We start from the raw sequence: 17,599 nt of genomic DNA, 5'->3' as shown, positions 1-17,599 counted from the left end.
CCGTGGATGCTGACGCTGCAGACGAGCGAGCTGACAATGTCGAGTCCTCCGCCGCGCAACAGGGCGGAGGTACGTTCTGGGCATCGCCTAGGAGCAGGCCGACGTTCAAGGCCGGTGAGAGCAATGACGGAGGATACGAGATTCGAACTCGTGAGGGTTGCCCCCAACATGCTTTCCAACTCTGCATGGATCCGTTCGTCAGAGTTCGCAGCCGTGCGGGGCAGCGGCTCCCACGCACAAGGGCCTCCTGTTGAACGGCTGCGAACAGGCACGCACGGGACTGCCGATGAGACTGTGGATGCACTCGGCGAGCTCTTAGTCCGTAGCTCAAACCAGATCGATCAACGACGGTCACACCAGCCCGTCCAGGGGCCGACGGGTCGTTGACGGACATCACTGGTTGCTCAGGTTGGTGTACTTCAGTGCTGCACAGCCTGCGGCTCGCGTCCCCTACGACCAGGCTGACGAGCTCTCAAGATCCCCATTGAGCAGGCCTCTTGACAAGGCATCACCTTGTGATACTTTGAAGCTCGCTCGGCACCTTCCGAACATAGAGGTCTCACCCTCGCTGGCAGGCGTTCACCTGTAAATGGTTGGTGCATCAGAGCTCGAAGGTTTATAACTACATACAGTCAAGACGAATTAAGCCTGATTCTATTTGTGTGGCCGAATTTTGCCCACATTAATAGAAGTCGGGCTTTTTTGTTGCCTCAAGCACTAAAGGTTAGAAGGTTTTTCCGCCGAAAAATATATGGAGGTTGATAGTGCGCGAAATGTTCACCCAAGTAGGGCAGACGGTCCGGTTCGCCATTGCCGATGAGTCCCGGACCGCCCGCCTCAAGTCCCTGATTGTGACGACTGCCATCGCCGCAATCGCTGGGTATTACGTCCTGTTCATCATGTAATTTCTCATTGCTCAGGACTCGACTATGGTACGGCGGACTGTGTCGCCTCGGCTACAGCCCGCCGTACCGGTCGTCGAGGCGAGCCGACCGCCCCAACCACAGCGGGTTTCTCCTCAGCGCTGGCGTTCGTTCATGTCGCGCAACCGGCGTAGCCAGCCCCAGATAGGGGCAAGACGCCTTGAAACTCTAGAGGAAGTTAGAACTCAACGGTTTTCAAGAGGATCCATCCGCCCGACGGTGTATGCCGATGACCTGCACGGATCCCCCAACGTCTGCCGCCCGGACCCTCCTGGGGACACCTGGGGAGAGCGCATCGGAGGATACGCACGCTCTGGGTTAGGCAGAGGTGTTGTCCCCCTGCCGACGAGCCGAGGGCAGAAGAAGATCCCGCTCCGGGTGTCGCTCGCCCGACACCTTCCCCTGTACCCCGAGGTCTACCCGAGCCGCCTCGTGAAACTCGTTGATCCCGCGGAAAGCCACACGGTGGAGGTCCCGCCACTCCTCCAGGGTAGCGTTGATCTTCCCGGTTGCCTGCCAGTCGATCGCGCGGATGGCACTGTGCAACTCGTGCGCGGCCTCTACGACGTCATCGCCGCCAAGCAGCATGACTTGCTCGAACGACTGCCCCCGAAAGCGTTCGGCCTCGGCCAGGTCGGCGACCATCTCCGTCTCGGATAGATCGCTCGTCCGGCATCCCTTCCCGATGCTCGTACAGCCGCACCGCCAGGAAGATGCCGGCCCGCACGCGGTCCACGTAGCCGCCGTACGCGTCCAGCTTCCGGTCATCCCACCGAGTCAGCAGTTCCCGCCGATGTCGGCTCCGTTCCATCACGTAGTTGGTCAGATGCGTCGTCAGCGCACCGAGCAACACCGCGGCGACGGTTACCAGTTGCTCGCCGGTCCCCAACTCGTCCCCCAGAGACAGAAGTCATCTACATCTCTAGAGGATCTTAGGAGAGTGAGGAAGAGCATTGAAGGAGGGGTTGCGCGACTATGCCTCTCGTCCTGTACAGGCGTCGGCCCGAGGCACGGTGGCCCGGTCTCCGCAGGGGAATCCTGACGGTCGATCCGCGGGGCACTGCGGCGCAGTTCCATAAAGGCACAGGTCAGAGCCCTACTGCTGGTTGCTCCAGACGGGAGCGTAGGGACCAGTCGTTACCTGGGTGGCATCGCCGACCAGGTCACCCGAACAACCAAGGGAATTCGGGGTTGCGCGGCTTACCGTCACGTTCTCCAAAATGCGCACTGTTCCGCTTCCACCCCGCAAAGGGGCGGAGCAACTACACCCGCCGTTGGCATGCGGCCTCTGCATGCCGAAAACTGGAGGATGCCCAATGCCGAACGCCCCTAAGACTCCGACGTATCTTCTGCTCCTCCTGACTTTTCCTGCCTCGCGATCATGGTGGATCAGCACCCGCGGGTTGCTGAACCTCTGGTCGTCGCTACGACCGGTGTGGGTTGATCACCGTGGTATTGACTCTTTGACGCGGGAGTAAGCGGGCGCCCTGTTGAAGGGCTGCGGATGGGTGGGCGGGTTGCCTGCGGTGGAGTCGCCCACTCCTCGTGCTCCCTCTGGCGATGGCACGACGCCGGACCTGCCGACCCCGAACACGTTGCCAGCGGAGCTACGGTTCTCGTGGGGCTCGACGGAGAGGCAGAGTTGGATGGGTGACGGCTACGCAAACCCGCTGGTCACTGTTGGCCGTGAGTACGTGCGCCATGCTCCGGGTTCTCTCGGCAATTTCCCGCTCGCTGCGCGGTGTCTGAACTCTCGGTTGCGTGAGCGCCCGCGTCAGCGGGTCGTGCGGTCGCGCTTCGGGGCCCGGTTCGCGGTTGACACCCAGGACCTCATCCAGAGGTACCTCTACATGTTCGGCGTATGGGAACCGCACATGACGCGGTGGTTGCAGGGACGTCTACTGCCGGGGGACATCTTCATCGACGTCGGAGCGAACATCGGGTACTACAGCGTGCTCGCCTCGCAACTCGTGGGGGACGGGGGTCGAGCGGTGGCCATCGAGGCGTCGCCTGCGTTCCATCAGAAGCTTCAGCAACAGGTAAGGCTCAACGACTGCAGCAACGTGCGTGCGGTGAATGGGGCCGTATCCGATGAGCGGAAGATGCTGACGTTCGTGCTGGCCAGTTCAGCGAACATGGGGGCTAACAGCATCGTCCCGTACGACGGGCCGGCGGAGTCGTCGTTCGAGATCGAGGCACTCCCGCTTCCGGAGATCCTGACGGCAGCGGAGATCGCTAGTGCGCGCGTCATCAAGATTGATGTCGAGGGCGCCGAGGGGCCCGTCGTACGCGGGCTGGCGCCCTTGCTCGACAAGCTTCGGCCGGACGCCGAGATCACCGTCGAGGTGACTCCCGATCGCATGGCTCAACTTGGCGACTCGGTCGAAGAGTTGCTGGCGACCATGCGCGAGCACGGATTCCACGTCTACCGGCTCGCCAACGACTACGCACCCGAGTCCTACCCTGCGGCAATTCGCGGGCCGCGCGTACTGCCAGTGCGCTGGCGGGGGCCGGTTGTCGAAGAGAGCGATCTGATTTTCTCCCGGATCGACGCGGAAACGCTCGGCTGATTCGCCCGCGAACGCGCCGCGGCCCGGCTCCCCTGGAGTGAGGAGCCGGGCCGCGGTTCGTAGCGGGACTACGACCAGCGGATGGGGTCTCGTCGTCCGCCGGCGCAAACGGGGCATGGGACTCGACGCGTACGACGACACGTTGCGCACCCTCGGAAGCCGCAGCAATCCGGACACCAGATCTTGCGGTGCCCCGCGCAGCACCCGCAGTACGTCGCCGGAGAGACCGCCGCCCGCGTCTCAGGGCGAGCCGCCGTGGTGGTCATCCCAAGGCCTCTGTCGGCAGTTGCGGGCCCTCGTCCCCTTCCCCATCCTCATCGTCTTCGTAGGGGATCGGCAGCCGCGCGCCCCTGCTCTCCGCCACCCGAAGCACGTCACCCAGTGACTCAGTCACTCGCGCGAGCGCGAAGCGGAGTTCCCGCGTCCCGGCGTTCGCGTCGGCGAGTACGGCCTTCGCGCCCCCAAGCACCTCCGAACCCGACTCCGTCTGTGCCTCCTCCACCTCGTCCGCGAGACGCGAGACCACTCCCCCGGTCCCATCGGCACTCAGGTAGCACGGCTTCCCATCAAGCGTGTTCCAAGGCAACAGTCGAAGAGCCAGGTCGCGACCTGCGGCCGTCGGAAGCGTTGTTTCGTTGCGCTGCGCACTCATCCGGCTGCCTCCATTTCCTCGATGTCAGAGCCAGTGGTGAGAAGGATTTCTGTGCGGTCGCCGGGCAGCACCAGAAGCGCTGCCTCGACCACGCGTGCGTCAGCGTCGGTCGCCACCCGCTGCACCGCCAACACAGGTGTCCGCGTGGTGATGTGCAGCGTCTGCGCCTCACTCGCCGTCGGGAATCGGGCAGTGATCTGCTCCGTCATCGTCACCACCCGCACACCGGCCGCGGCCAAGAGGTCCCGCACATTGCCGCCCCAGGGATCGGAGACGTCCTCGGGAAGACCGAGCTCAGCCACGGCGTGTGGAACGTATACGCGAGCCAGGGTCCGCGGTGAGGTGCCGAGATGGCTGACGAAGGCGTACTCAGTCAACGGGCTGCCCGTCTGCACGCGCAGGAGCGTAGACAGTCGGCCGTCGGCCTCCACTGCGGCCGTTTCAAGCGTGACGTCCACCGCCGTGCTGACTATCCCCCGCCGTTCCGCACGCCTGTCGACGGCGTATGTCACCCGCTGTCCGGGTCGGCGTACGAAGTTGCCGCTGCCGTGGCGCTTCTCCACCAGGCCCTCGCCCTGGAGAACTTCGAGCGCGTTGCGCAGAGTTGGCGTACTGACCCGGTAGCGCGCGGCCAGTTCCGGCTCCGAGGGCAGCCGGTCGCCCACCAGCCACGTACCGGCGGCAATGAGGCGACGGAGTTCGTCCGCGATGTGCTGATAGCGGTTAGCCATGGGCGGCCTCCGTACGTGCTTCGTCGGCCTGGTCCCAATGGCACGGGCAACCACACGTCTCGAAGACGACCGACACCGGGGCCGACGGGCTCTTGAGATCCGTCTCTTCACACGCGGTATGCGTGCCTACCCGGCAGATTGACGAGACGTACGGCGTCACCTCTGCCTGAGGCAATTGCTGACGGTGCCCGCGCATCAGCTCACCTCTGGCTGCTCGAAGTACGGCCGGATGAGAAACGTACGGGCCGGCGAACCGCACCACTCCCGCGCGCGTTCTTCAGCGGTCATGACGTACGGACGGATGAGCACGGTCTCCTCCGCGAGGATCGGTTCCGCGTGTTTCGGGTACCACAGCCGTTGCGCCGCCGGCCGCGCCGGAGTCGAGGGGCGCGCCTCGGTCGGCCCGGCCGTCGACGTACGCCGATGGCGATTCTTGGGAAGAGGGACGAACTGCCGTCTGGTCCATGCGGCAGCCCGGCGGATAGGGTCGAACACGCTGATCAGCTCCCTAGGGCTGAAGGCCATGCCCCCGGACAGTGATGGCTGTCCCGGGGGCGTTCTTACTGATGGCGGCCCACACGGTGCGACCGCCGGCGCAGGTGACGATGAGCCCGAATAAATCGGCTGCCTCCAACGCCTGTAACAGTTCTTGCCAGGTCTCGGCGGGGGCCGAACCCGGCACCTCCGTCTCGATGTACGTGTGATCGTCGTGCTCCGTCACGCGCGGAGTGAGCCCGACAGCGGAGAGGCGTGCAGTCACGTGACCAGCACGTTCTTCAGGTGAGGGCACAGAGCCTCCGTCGCCATGCGATCACTATAGGTGAAGTTAGTTAACTAGATTAGAGCTAGTGGACTAGATTTTCTACATGCGTGAGCAACCGCCCTACCTCCGGATCGCCGACGTGCTGCGCCAGCGCATCGCTGACCAGGACTGGACACCGGGCGACCGCCTGCCCTCCCGCGCGCAACTCGCGCAGGAATGCGGGGTCGGCGAGAACGTCATTCGCCGCGCCCAGGAGTTGCTCATCTCGCTGGGCGTCCTGGAGGGGCGTGCGGGATCGGGCACGTACGTCGCCGAGCCGCGCGAGCGCCTGCGCATGGTCCGCTCGCAGTATCGGGAGCAGCGCGGGGGCTCACCGTTCCGGGCCGACATGGCTTCGCTGGGCAAGCGGGGGACGTGGGAGAGCCGTACGGAGGCGAAGGCGCCGGCTCCGGCGGGAATCGCCGCGCGGCTCGGCATCTCGGAGGGCGATCTTTGCGTCCGCACGTCCTACGAGTTCCTGGTCGACGGCAAGCCGGCCCAGATCTCAACCAGTTGGGAGCCGTACGACGTCACGGCAGGCACTCTCGTCGTACTCCCCGAGGGCGGGCCCCACGCCGGCAAAGGCGTTGTCGACCGAATGGCCGCGATCGGCATCACGGTGAGCCACGTCGTGGAACAGCCGGAGCCCGGACAGGCGGATGCCGAGGAGGCAACACTCCTCGGCATCCAGCGCGGCACGCTGGTCACGCGGATCCGGCGGACGTACTACAGCGACGATTCGCGCCCGGTAGAGACGGCGGACATCATCATCCCCGCAACGCTCTGCGAGATCGTCTACGAAGTGCCGATCCAAAATTAATCTTGGGTGAGGCGTTGGTTCAGTCATATCGATAGCGAGGCCCCAATAGGCGTCGGTGAAAAGCCTATCTATACACCTCCTTCACCACCCGCCTGTAGCGACCATATCGCATAACTAATTATTTTTGCATCGTTAAGAAAAAACTTGAACATTATCGGTGATCACCACGAGGTACCGTCGAGTTGTGTACCACTTGAGCCTCGCTTTCATGATCCCCAATCTCGCGAAAAATAGCGGCAGCCTTACCGTATGCATCTTCCGCCTCTGCGGATCGATTTATATCCATCAAAGCGATACCGAGGTTGTTAAGCGCACACCCCTCGTTTCTGCGATCACCAGTCTCTTGCGCTAGGGAGATGGCTGAAGTGCACGCGTCGATCGATTCCTTTATTCGCTGCACTTGCCGCAAGGCGCATGCAAGACCGTTCAACGCTATGCCCTCACCGTGAGGGTCCTCGTTCTCTCGACAAAGGACGAGGTCCCGACTGTGGGCGGTAATCGCCTCGTCAAACTGCTGCGTCTCCTGCAAAGCCATTCCGAGGTTATTTAGTGCCGTGCCTTCACGGATGGGGTCGCCGGCCTCTCGAAAGATAGCGACAGCCTCACTATGTGCAGAAATCGCCTCATCAAACCGACCCACCTGATTCAGTACTATCCCAAGATTATTCAAGGCCTGGCCTTCGCGGTGGCGGTCGCCGGCCTCTCGAAAGATAGCAACAGCCTCACTATGTGCAGAAATCGCCTCATCAAACCGACCTGCCCCTGAAAGAACAGTACCTAGATTACTCAGACCTAACGCTTCCGAATGACGACTACCCAACTCCCGACAAATATCGATGTTAAGATTGTGCGCCTTAATCGCCTCATCAAACCGATGCTCCCGCCCCAGCATTACCCCAAGATTATTCAAAGCGCTACCCGCACCGGCGTGATTACCAGTCGACAGAAACACGGCAGCAGCTGTGCGAGCTGCAGAAATCGCCTCATCAAGTCGGTGCACCTCGGCCAAAGTCGTACTGAGACCGTTAAACGCCGAACCTAACTCACAAAATTCATCGATCTCTCGAAATATGGACACCGCTCTTTGTTGTCTGTCGATTGAATTGACAAAACGGCGACTTTCCCTTGAAGCCGCCCTTAATCCCGTCGACGTAAAGCCTTCACGTCGCCAATCACCAATTATTTCAAAGATAGCGCCAGCCTTCACATACGCGTCGATCGACTCCTCAAACCGCCTGGCTTCCCTGTAACCTGCGCCGAGACTGACCAGAGCCATGCCCTCTCGTTTTACGTTCCCAATCTTTCGGCAGTGCGCAACAGTTGCCTCGCAGAGAGTGATCCACTCGATCAAGTGTCGTCTCTGATCGAAATATTGGGCGAGCACGAAGGTCATTTCCGTGCCGGATTGGTGGTTCATCTCAAAAGCAGCCACCGCAGCTGCGACTAGGTTGGCACGTTCGGCATCAAGCCACGTCAACGCGTGCTCACGGTCGTTGAACAGACCGGAGGAAACAATTTCGCTGCCATCATCCAGATGATAATCTGCAGCCTGCGCGGTGGTGAAGTAATAGTCCAAAAGACGTACTACAGCGCTCTCTCGGCCGTCCGCAGAAGCGCACGCAAGCTGCCCCTTCTCGCTAGCAAATATACGAATTAGATCATGCATTACCCATCGATCATCTGGGGCGGACTGCAAGAGGTGGGCGCGAGCCAGGCTAGCCAACAATCGGCGCACGTTGGGCTGATTCAGTAGGATAGTTGTCGCAGTCGTGCTTATATCTGCCCCCGGGGCTCCAGCTAACAATCGAAATGCAGCAGCTTGCGTGCCAGTTAAATGCTGATAGGACAATTCAAAAGTCGCCCGTACCGCCCAGGATCTTCCTTGCTCATCGACGGCATCGTAAGCCAATACGTCCAAACGCGTTCGAATATCGATGAGCTCCCTGAGCTGGTCCTCCAAAGCGCGGTCTGGTTCATCGCGCAGCAGTGCTGCAATAATCCACAAGGCTAGCGGAAGATATCCGCATAACTTAACCAGATGCTGGGCTGCGGATAGCTGTGCGGTGACCCGTGTGTCGCTGGAGTTGGCAACTCTCAATGCCTCATCAAGGAGGTTGACGGCGTCGGTTTCAGCGAAGGGCTTCAGGCTGACGGAGTAGACCGGCAAGGTGGAAAGAGTATGACGGGAGGTGATAAGCGCCCGATGAGGGGAGCCGGGAAGCAGTCCAGCAACCTGATCAGCAGTACGGACGTTGTCCAGCACGACCAACAGCGGATTCCCCTGCGCTGACATCTTATTTAGCATCATGTGCCAAGCGTCACGCTTACCTTCTGATGTGAAGGGTAGGTTTTGATCTCTTACCCCAAGCACACGCAGAAAACGATCAGCAATACCGCCGATATCCAAAGCTGCGCCCGGGGTGTAACCACGCAGATCCGCAAACAGGATCCCCCCGGTAAAGTAGCCTCGTGCGCTGGCTTGGTGTGCCGCATGCAGTGCGAGGGCAGTCTTGCCGACCCCGCCCATACCTGTCACCGCAATGTGTACAGCAGCTTCAACATGGCTTGTTGCTACGTCGTGATGCTGCTCTGTTTGTTCACGGTTAGGGTCGAGGCGCTCAAGGACCACTCCAATCTCCTCGGTCCGTCCCGTGAAGACGACCGGAGCCGGAGGCAATGTCACCGGTCCCATCAACGAGCCGGGGGTAATCGCCCGACGAGGCCGACCACCGCGAGCCTTGGATCGCTCGTCTCGGGCCTGAGATAGCAGGCGCTGCCACCAACCCTCGGGCCGAGCGACGTACCCATTCTTCGACCGTGCTGCCCGGCTTTGCAGAAATCGGATCAGCACGACGATGTAGGTGCTGTGTCGCGTGCTGGGCACTGTCTCGCCCGCGAGCCAAGCCTGAAGAGTCGAATCAGACACCCTCAGCGGGGGTTGCTGTTCGCCCGCGAGAGCGACCAAGCGGGCCAGCGTCGGTGTACCCGCCGCCTCGTACAGCGTTTTCAGCTCCGCCCAGAACCTGTCAGCGTGCTCTCCCATTGCACCCTCTCCCTTCCTCACGATCTCCGGACACACCATCCTCCGGAAAAGTCACAAACCCCAGGCTGAACAGCCTAGTTGCCCTAGAACGGGACGGATGGCCTTCGCCGGAAACCCTCAGGAAGCCAGTTCATGGCACTGACACCGACTGCAATCGGCAGGCGGTGAATGCACACAGGAGCCCGTCATGACAGACGCTGACGCCAGCGAGATCCGCCGCAGCCGACGCCGCAGCCAATCCATCATTCTCATTGGCCAAATCCTTGCTGGTCTCAGCTCCGGTGCCGTGCAGACACTGGCCGGTTGGGTCGTGAACCGATGATCACGTCCGACAGGAACTGAAGGCACAGCGCTCGGAACTGAAGGTATTAGTCAGCTGCAGCTGTCCGGAGTGGTCCCCGGACAGCTGCCAGCCAGGGCCACCGGACCGACCTGACAACCAGACTCTTGGCCCCGCCCTAAGACGCCTTTGCCGTGAGGGCTGACTAGGGGAGCAACATGCTCCGTTGTCGATGCAGAATCAGGTGGGCAAGGGTGGAAACCCAAAGACGGCGTCTTCCAGCCTGGAGTGGGCGGGGAGGCAGTTCAGTCCGCTACTGGATATCGCCAACCCGAGTACGCCAGTGCCCGCGCCCGCGCCTCCACCACTGCCATCCGGGCGTCGCGCTCACCTGCGTCCGTGTGGGCTGGCTGGCTCGTCGCCTGGCCCGGCCACTTCCGGTACAGGAGACCCACCTCGCTGCTGAACCAGCCGCGGCTCGTCGCGTTCAGGGCCAGCAGCAACCCCGTGTCCTCCGAGGCCGGCAGTGCCATCCAGCCGCCCAGCGCCAGGAGCAGTTCGCGGCGGACGAAAAGCGTTGCCGGGTGGACCTGGGCGCGGTAGTCGTGGGACGACCAGTAGTCGAGTACCGCTCCGCGCTCGATCGGTCCGTTGTCCGGGTCGCCGTCGAACCCGACCGTTGAGCCGTCGGGGAGCAGGTCGAGTACGCGGGACGTCGCCCAGCCAAGAGTGCGGTCGGCTTCGAGCGCCGCCAGGTCGCGGGCCAGTGCGCCCGGGGGCAGTTGGTCGTCCGCGTCCAGGATCCGTACGTACTCGCCGTCCGCGTGCGCGAGAGCCAGGGTGCGGGCCGTGCCCGGTCCACCAGGACGCCCCTGACGGAACGTCACGCGCACGTCATCGTCGGGGACATGCGGGGCGACCTTGTCGCTCTTGCCGTCCTCCTGAATCACCCAGTGCCAGTCCCAGCCGTCCGGCAACTCCTGCCTGCACAGCGACTTGTATGCGTCCGGCAGAAAGTGCGCGGATGGTGGGTGTACGGCCGTGATGATGATGACGCGCCGGCGCACGGCACTCACCACCTTTCCAGGGGAGTGGTGAAGAGCATTTCCGTGCGGTCACCGGGCAGCGTGACGTCCGACATCTCCACCACGCGGTTGTCGAGGTCGAACGACGTCTTGCGGAGGAGCAGAACCGAGGTCCCCGGCGGCAGGTCCAGTTCCTCCGCCTCTTCCGGTGTCGGCGGCCGGGCCGTGACCCGTTCCTCGATGCGGCCGAGCTCGATTCCCACGGTGTAGAGCTGGTTCTGCGTGCCCCCCGGCCAGGGCTCCTTCGTTTCGTCCAATAGGTCCGGGTTCTTCTCCACCAGGGAGCGGATGAGGTAGGACGTGACCAGGTTGAACGGGGATCGCTCGACGGCGTACCGCGTCCGGTACGTACGCACCAGGAGCGCGGTTCCCTCGGGTACGCCGAGCGCCTCGGCGAGCTCCGGACCCGCCACGCCGTCGCTGTAAGCCGCGTGGAAAACGAGATCGTTTATCTCTAGGCCGGTGTCGTGCTCGGTCGCGCCGGTCTTCAGCCGCGTGGCCTCGGGAGCGCGCGCGCGCTCCTTCTCCCACTGATGCCGACTGTTCGCCCGGAAAATCGAGGTGCGGGACTTGCGGACGAAGTTGCCGCGGCCGTGCTGCTTCTCGATCAGCCCCTCGTCCTGGAGAAGCCGAAGCGCATCGCGGATGGTCGGCACGCTCCGCCCGTGCTCCGCCGCGAGCCTCGTCTCCGATGGCAGGCGGTCGCCGGGCAGCAGTTCACCTGCGCGGATGGACTGACGCAGCTCGTCCGCGATCCGCTCGTACACCTTGGCCACTGCGGCTCACCGTCCCGTTCTTGATGACGGCGCCAGCATACGACTCATAAAGAGGTCTTGACGACTGGGGGAGAGGCAGGTCATAGTCAAGGCAACTCATCAAGAGGAGTTGAGGAGTACATCTCCTGCTGAATTGCTGTGCGCCTGGAGGGCCCCGCGAAACGGGTCCGAAGGAAGCGTCCGTGCCTTGAGAACTGAACAGCGTGCCTGAACGAACGAGTGCTTTTGATCTTCGGCACCGCCGCCGAGTGCGGGGCTGCCGGAGGTCATGACCGCTCGTCCCTGTTGAACGGTCGTCTCGAAACCGTCCTGTCCTCCACTCCCGGAAGGAGATCCGATGCACCTCGGAATCGGCGACGTCGTGAGAGATCGCTCCGACATGGCGGTCGGCATAGTCGTCGGCGTGACCAGCCGGGCCACCGGCAACCGCGTGGCCATCTATGTCTCCGGCGACGTCTCCGGCAATGCGGTACGGCTGAGCGAGCCGTACGACCTGGACTTACTGGCTCGCCACACCAGGCGGGTCTCGACCGGCCGACGTGTGCTCGCCCTGGTCGTCATCGTCCTTGCGGTACTCGCCGCTTTCTACGGCTGCCTGTCCGCCCACGCGTTGGGCGCTGACTGGCTGCTGATGTTCCTGTCCGGCCTCGGCGGCTTCACCGCCGTACTCACCGCATATCAGTGGTGCACCCGTCTGACCGGTCCCCGGCGCTTCCGCGTCTGAGTGCTTCCTCAGCCGTCGGGCGGTGGTCGACGGATCACAGATGCACACCGCCCCGGCTCCCCTCCCCGTCCCATCCCATGTATAGGAGAGAACCGATGCGTGTGTACGCCGGTGGCCAGGGGGCCTTCAGCGCCTTCGACGGCGCTGCCCCCGAGGACTTCCGAGATCTGTTCCTCGGCGAGGATGACGAGTCCGAAGGCCAGCGCGCGGCCCGCGAGACGGCGGCCCGCGACGTACTGGCCGAGCTGATCGAACGAAGCGATGACGACGAGTGCGCGCTACTCAATGCGCTCTACGCGGCTCAGCTCATGGCGGTCGTACCGCTGAGGCGCCGAGCCGACGCACTGCCGAATTCGATGCGGCGGGCAGCGTGAGCGCGGCAGCGGAACAGACGTCGCCGCCCCCACTCGGCAGGGCGGACAAAGCGCTGCTGGGAGTGGTCATTCCCGCCGGCGGTGGCGTGGGCGGTCTCGGGCTCGTCGCCTCGTACGACTCCGTCTCCACCGCTGCGACCCGCTGGGGCTTCACCGAGGCGTGGATGCTGCCGGTCGGCATCGACATGGCGATTCCCGTGTTCACCGCGGCCAATCTGCTGTTGATCCGGCTCGGCATGCCGCTGGCGTGGGTGCGGTTCGTGCCATGGGGATTGACCCTGATCACGTGCTGGCTGAACATCGCGGCCGGCACCTCCCTGTCGGCGAAGATCGCCCACGGCGCCATGCCTCTGTTGTGGGTCGTCCTGAGCGAGATCGCCGCGCACGTGTACGCGGTCCGCATCGGCGTCGCCACTGGCGCCCGGATGGAACGCATCCGCCGCTCACGCTGGCTGTTCGCGCCGCGTACGACGCTGATGCTCTGGCGCCGGATGGTGCTGTGGGAGACCACCGACTACCGCGAGGCGCTCGCGCTGGAGAAGCGGCGGCTACTCGTACGCGCCGAGTTGCGCGAGCGGTACGGGCGGCGTTGGCGGAGAAAGGCGCCGGAACGCGATCTGGTGTTGCTGAAGTTGGGGGAGCTAGCGCCGACGGACGAGACGGAGACCGAGCCCGACTCTCCTGACGAGTCCGACTCCGCCCCCGAACCCAAGCCTCCGCGAAAGCCCCGCGGCCGTCGTAAGAGTTCGCGTCTGACTTGGGGCGAGGCGATTGCCAAGGCGCGTGTAGCGACGGCAAGTTGGCCGTACGACGCACTGGACGCCGAGCCCATCCGTAGGGCCCTCGGCTGTAGCCAGGAACGCTCCCGGCAACTGCGCGACGTGCTCAGGTCCGAGCGCGCCCCGGAGGACGCGGAAGCGGATATCTCCCCTGCCGTGGTCTGACTCGCGCCCGAGCCCGTACCCGTAACACCCTTTGAACTGAGGCCCGGCCGCTGCTTTGGCGGGTAGGGCCGGGCCTCGGTTTCCCTCCCGTTCCGGAAGGAAGAACCAGTGAAGCACGACAACCACGAAGACAACGGCGACGACGAAGCCCACCCCAATTGCCCGACCGGGTCGGCCGACTCAGGCCCGTACGAGTCGGGCGACCCCACCAAGCCCGTCATGGTTGACCGCGACAGCCAGTCGACCGGCCCCGGTCTGATGAGTCGGGTGCTCGGCGCGAAGCGCCGCCCGGTCGTTCCGACTTGGGCGAAATCGCGATCCGAGTTCAGGTCGGCAGGGAAGGGCGTTGCCGCGTATGCCTGGCACGTCGCCGTGTACCACGGCGTCCGCACGCCCTGGTACACGGTGCGTCTGGTGCTCCAAGCCCCTTGGGGTGCCGCCAGGTTCGTCAGCGGCTCGCTGCGTTGGGTCGCCGACGCCGAGGGAGAACCGCTCCGGCAGGCCTCGGCCACCCGTGAGGACGTGGACGAGTATCTGAAGCTCTCGCGTCAGCGGGACCGGCGTGTGCGCTGGCGTACGGTCGTCGCCGTCCTCGCCTCGGTCGTGGGGATGACAACGGCGCTGACCTTGTACGTCCTGGCCCCGGCCTGGTTGCTCACCCTGGCTGGTTCGGCCGCCATTCTCGCGCTCGGTCGGCTGGGGCAGCCGGCCGACGCTCCGGTCATCCGCCGAGCGGTCGAGATCCCCAAGGCGACCAAGCTGACCAGTGACATCGTGCTGCGCGCACTGGGCTCACTCGGCATCCCCGCGATCAACCAGGCGCAGTCCAAGGGCGGTCCCGGATTCAGCTTCACCGCACCCATCACGCGGGACGGTCCCGGATGGATGGCCGAGGGCGACCTCCCGTACGGCGTGACCGTGACGGATGTGGTCGACCGACGCGACAAGTTGGCATCCGGCCTGCGTCGGCCGCTCGGCTGCGTATGGCCGGAGGCGGTTCCCGACGAACACACCGGCCGACTGAGGCTGTGGGTCGGAGACCAGGACATGGCCAAGGCACCCAAACCAACTTGGCCACTTGTCGAGCGTGGGTCGGTCGACCTGTTCAAGCCGGTCGGGTTCGGCACCGATCAGCGTGGGCGGTGGGTGGAGATCACTCTCATGTACATCGCGGGTGTCATCGGCGCGATCCCGCGTATGGGCAAGACCTTCCTTCTACGCCTCCTGCTCCTGATCGCTGCCCTCGACGTGCGTGCCGAGTTGCACACGTATGACATGAAGGGCACTGGCGACCTCGACCCCGTGGGCGACGCGGTCTCGCACCGGCACCGGGCGGGGGAGGAAGAGGAGGACTTCGAGTACGCCCTGGCGGACCTGCGCGAGCTGCGGCAAGAGCTGCGGCGCCGCGCGAAGGTGATTCGGTCGCTGCCGCGCGATATCTGCCCGGAGTCGAAGGTCACTTCCGCCCTGGCCAGCAAGGCGAAGCTGGGACTGCATCCGATCGTGATCGGTGCGGACGAGTGCCAGAAGTGGTTCGAACACTCCAAGCATGGGGCGGAATTCGAGGAGATCTGCACCGACATGGTGAAGCGCGGTCCGGCCCTCGGGTTTGTACTTCTTCTCGCGACGCAGCGCCCGGACGCCAAGGCGTTGCCTACCGGCATCAGCGCGAACGCGTCGGCCCGGTGGTGCCTGAAAGTCATGGGCCAACTGGAGAACGACATGGTTCTCGGCACGTCCTCGTATCGCCGGGGCATCCGGGCGACGATGTTCGCCTGGGGTGACAAGGGCATTCACTACTTCGTCGGTGAAGGCGCCGATGCCCGCATCGTCAGCGCCTCGAACATCGACGGTATGGCCGCAGAGCGGATCGCCCTACGCGCCCGCGCTCTTCGGGAAGCGGTCGGCACGCTCTCCGGCCACGCGCTGGGGGAGGCGTTCGCCGCAGGGGAAAGCCCGGCGTACGACCTGTTGGCTGATCTCCTCGCCGTCATGCCCGCCGGAAAGCCGAAGGTGTGGGGCGAATCCCTCGCCGCGCTGTTGGCCGGGCTCCGGCCGGACGTGTATGGCCAGTGGTCCCCGGAGCAACTGACGTCCGCGCTCAAGCCGTTCGGCATCCGCACCACGCAGGTATGGGGCGTAACCGACGACGGTAAGGGCGCCAACCGTCGCGGAATCCAACGCGCCGACGTCCTGCGGGCGGTCGCGGAACGTGACGGAAAGGCCGACGCGGCATAGCTCCACGCGCCGCTAGACCTAGCTGGGACACCCGCTAGGTCTAGCACCCTCGCTAGCAGCACAAACCACCTCTGAACAGGCCACTAGCTTCTAGCGGCCTTCCTCGCGCATGCCCTGATTCCTGCCCTGGGAGGGGTTTCGATGCCGTCCCTGCTCACCGCTATGCCCGCCCTGATATTCCTCACGCTCTGCTACGCGGTGCTGTGCGCCGTCTCGCCGCTCGGTACCTGCCGCAAGTGCCACGGCTGGGGCTTCCGCATGAAGCAGAACCGCCGTGGCCGGATCAAGCGAGGTCGGGACTGCCGCCGTTGCCGCGGTTACGGCAGGCGCGTCCGCGTCGGCCGGCACCTCTACAACGTCGCCTCTCGTCTCCACCGCGCCGACACCCGCTGATCTCTCTTCCTCTGCGCGCTTCAAGGAGGCCGCTCCGTGTTTCTCACCATCTCGGCTCTGGCGTTGACGGGTCTCTTCCTGGCCCTGCTCCTGCGGTTCAGGGCGCTCGGCATCGGCGCTGCCGTCGTCGCCGTGCTCTTCGGCTTCTACCTCTCCCGGACCAGCGCCGCCGGCTCGATCGACCAGATCATGACCGCGCTCGCGAACGCGGTCCGCAACGTCAGCCAGTGACTTCGTACGTACGGGAAGGGAACCCCGCCATGTTCGACGAGTACCAGCAGTACGCACCCGCCCCGCCGCGCATCTCGCTGATGGCGGCCGGCGAACTCCGTGACGCCCTCACCGCCATCGAGGAGGGACGCGGCCCGGCGGCCGTCGCGTCGCTCATGGCCATCGACCCCGTCTCGTGGCAGGCCATCGAGCGGCGTCTCGTCGCGGTGGTGGGCGACGACCTCCGTGCCTTGATCCTGTCGGCCGCCGAACACACCTGGGCGCCCACGCGCCTCTGAGAGGAGGACCATCCATGACCAGCGACACCATCCCCTGGTTCCACAGCCTCACGGACAGCGTGCACGCCCTCGGCGCCGCCGCTCGCGAGTACCGGGCCGCCAATCAGGCGGCGCGGGTCGCGTCCTGGCACATCGACCCGGCTCGGCTGCTCCCCGTGGACGGCTCCGTGCACGTCCCCGGTAGGGACTTCGTCCGTCCGCACGACGACGCTCTGTTGAAGCTTGGTGACCTGTACAGCGATCTGGCGAGCAACACGCAGGACCTGTACGAGAACGCCGCGCTGGCTTACGCGTACGGCACCATCGCCGCAGTGCGGTCCGTTCTCGCGGGCGAACGTCCGCCGCACGTCGAACTCGGCCGCCGTAACGGCCGGTACGACCTGCCTGAGGGGGCGCTTCCCGAGATCAACGGTGCCCTCGGCCAATGGACTGGTGCCAGCGATCTCGCCCGACTACGAGAGCACGTGATCGAGCGTCGGCGCGCCCGCGCTCTCGTATCGGACTTCGAGTTCTACGAGGACCTGGCGGACTACGAGACCGCAGAACTCACCGCCGCGTCGGCGTGCGCCGCCGGACTCGCCGACAGCGCGTACGCGTACGGCGCGGCAGCCGAAAGCGCTCTTCACTTCGTGCTTCTTACGAGCCGAACGGCCAGCTCCTCGGCACGTCGACCCTGACCGCCTAAGCCAGGCATTGCCCGTCGACAACCGCTCACGGCACTCGCCATCAAGCCCG

16 protein-coding genes are annotated in these 17,599 nt (G+C 64.3%); 10 read left to right on the top strand and 6 right to left on the bottom strand.

What is annotated here, in order from left to right; genetic code table 11:
* Nucleotides 1-1,241 precede the first annotated feature (1,241 nt).
* Complete coding sequence (locus tag ACIBBB_RS27145) at nt 1,242-1,568, bottom strand: hypothetical protein (RefSeq protein WP_398986389.1); 327 nt, start codon at nt 1,566-1,568, stop codon at nt 1,242-1,244.
* A gap of 1,001 nt (nt 1,569-2,569) precedes the next feature.
* Between ACIBBB_RS27145 and ACIBBB_RS27140 the strand changes: the two genes are divergently transcribed.
* The gene (locus ACIBBB_RS27140; RefSeq protein ID WP_398986387.1) at nt 2,570-3,493 is read left to right on the top strand and encodes an FkbM family methyltransferase; all 924 of its coding nucleotides are present in this window, start codon (nt 2,570-2,572) and stop codon (nt 3,491-3,493) included.
* Nucleotides 3,494-3,755: 262 nt separating this feature from the next.
* On the opposite strand, the gene ACIBBB_RS27135 is transcribed toward ACIBBB_RS27140, so the two are convergent.
* Nucleotides 3,756-4,145, bottom strand: a complete 390-nt coding sequence (locus ACIBBB_RS27135; protein WP_398986385.1) for a hypothetical protein — start codon at nt 4,143-4,145, stop codon at nt 3,756-3,758.
* Nucleotides 4,142-4,876, bottom strand: a complete 735-nt coding sequence (locus ACIBBB_RS27130) for a GntR family transcriptional regulator (protein WP_398986383.1) — start codon at nt 4,874-4,876, stop codon at nt 4,142-4,144. The genes ACIBBB_RS27135 and ACIBBB_RS27130 overlap by 4 nt, the downstream gene beginning before the upstream one ends.
* An 866-nt stretch (nt 4,877-5,742) precedes the next feature.
* Here ACIBBB_RS27130 and ACIBBB_RS27125 point away from each other — a divergent pair.
* Nucleotides 5,743-6,498: a GntR family transcriptional regulator gene (locus ACIBBB_RS27125; protein ID WP_398986381.1), complete on the top strand. Its 756-nt coding sequence runs from the start codon at nt 5,743-5,745 to the stop codon at nt 6,496-6,498.
* Between the two features lie 151 nt (nt 6,499-6,649).
* Here ACIBBB_RS27125 and ACIBBB_RS27120 read toward each other — a convergent pair whose 3' ends face one another.
* From ACIBBB_RS27120 to ACIBBB_RS27110, 3 genes are all read right to left on the bottom strand, one after another.
* Nucleotides 6,650-9,127 (bottom strand): tetratricopeptide repeat protein, encoded by a 2,478-nt coding sequence (locus ACIBBB_RS27120; protein ID WP_398986379.1) that lies wholly within the window; start codon nt 9,125-9,127, stop codon nt 6,650-6,652.
* Nucleotides 9,128-10,126: 999 nt separating this feature from the next.
* Nucleotides 10,127-10,888 (bottom strand): glycosyltransferase family 2 protein, encoded by a 762-nt coding sequence (locus ACIBBB_RS27115; protein WP_398986377.1) that lies wholly within the window; start codon nt 10,886-10,888, stop codon nt 10,127-10,129.
* Between the two features lie 5 nt (nt 10,889-10,893).
* Nucleotides 10,894-11,682, bottom strand: coding sequence for a GntR family transcriptional regulator (locus tag ACIBBB_RS27110; protein ID WP_398986375.1), 789 nt, complete (start codon nt 11,680-11,682; stop codon nt 10,894-10,896).
* Between the two features lie 337 nt (nt 11,683-12,019).
* On the opposite strand from ACIBBB_RS27110, the gene ACIBBB_RS27105 reads away from it, so the two are divergent.
* The 8 genes from ACIBBB_RS27105 (at nt 12,020) to ACIBBB_RS27070 (ending at nt 17,541) form a co-directional block, all read left to right on the top strand.
* The gene (locus tag ACIBBB_RS27105) at nt 12,020-12,406 is read left to right on the top strand and encodes a hypothetical protein (RefSeq protein WP_398986373.1); all 387 of its coding nucleotides are present in this window, start codon (nt 12,020-12,022) and stop codon (nt 12,404-12,406) included.
* Between the two features lie 95 nt (nt 12,407-12,501).
* Nucleotides 12,502-12,780, top strand: coding sequence for a hypothetical protein (locus tag ACIBBB_RS27100; protein ID WP_398986371.1), 279 nt, complete (start codon nt 12,502-12,504; stop codon nt 12,778-12,780).
* The gene (locus ACIBBB_RS27095) at nt 12,777-13,724 is read left to right on the top strand and encodes a DUF2637 domain-containing protein (RefSeq protein WP_398986369.1); all 948 of its coding nucleotides are present in this window, start codon (nt 12,777-12,779) and stop codon (nt 13,722-13,724) included. The genes ACIBBB_RS27100 and ACIBBB_RS27095 overlap by 4 nt, the downstream gene beginning before the upstream one ends.
* Before the next feature lie 108 nt (nt 13,725-13,832).
* Nucleotides 13,833-15,962 (top strand): cell division protein FtsK, encoded by a 2,130-nt coding sequence (locus ACIBBB_RS27090; RefSeq protein WP_398986367.1) that lies wholly within the window; start codon nt 13,833-13,835, stop codon nt 15,960-15,962.
* A gap of 162 nt (nt 15,963-16,124) precedes the next feature.
* Nucleotides 16,125-16,355 (top strand): hypothetical protein, encoded by a 231-nt coding sequence (locus ACIBBB_RS27085; RefSeq protein ID WP_398986365.1) that lies wholly within the window; start codon nt 16,125-16,127, stop codon nt 16,353-16,355.
* 36 nt (nt 16,356-16,391) lie between these two features.
* A complete protein-coding gene (locus ACIBBB_RS27080; RefSeq protein ID WP_398986363.1) occupies nt 16,392-16,586 on the top strand; it encodes a hypothetical protein in 195 nt (64 codons plus the stop codon).
* A gap of 29 nt (nt 16,587-16,615) precedes the next feature.
* Nucleotides 16,616-16,864, top strand: a complete 249-nt coding sequence (locus ACIBBB_RS27075; protein ID WP_398986361.1) for a hypothetical protein — start codon at nt 16,616-16,618, stop codon at nt 16,862-16,864.
* 14 nt (nt 16,865-16,878) lie between these two features.
* The gene (locus ACIBBB_RS27070; protein WP_398986359.1) at nt 16,879-17,541 is read left to right on the top strand and encodes a hypothetical protein; all 663 of its coding nucleotides are present in this window, start codon (nt 16,879-16,881) and stop codon (nt 17,539-17,541) included.
* Nucleotides 17,542-17,599: the final 58 nt, after the last annotated feature.

The sequence above is a fragment of the Streptomyces sp. NPDC051217 genome (assembly GCF_044455465.1).
Taxonomy (GTDB): domain Bacteria; phylum Actinomycetota; class Actinomycetes; order Streptomycetales; family Streptomycetaceae; genus Streptomyces.
The sequence above is the reverse complement of the archived record's forward strand: the minus strand, read 5'-3'. Positions and strand labels throughout refer to the sequence as shown.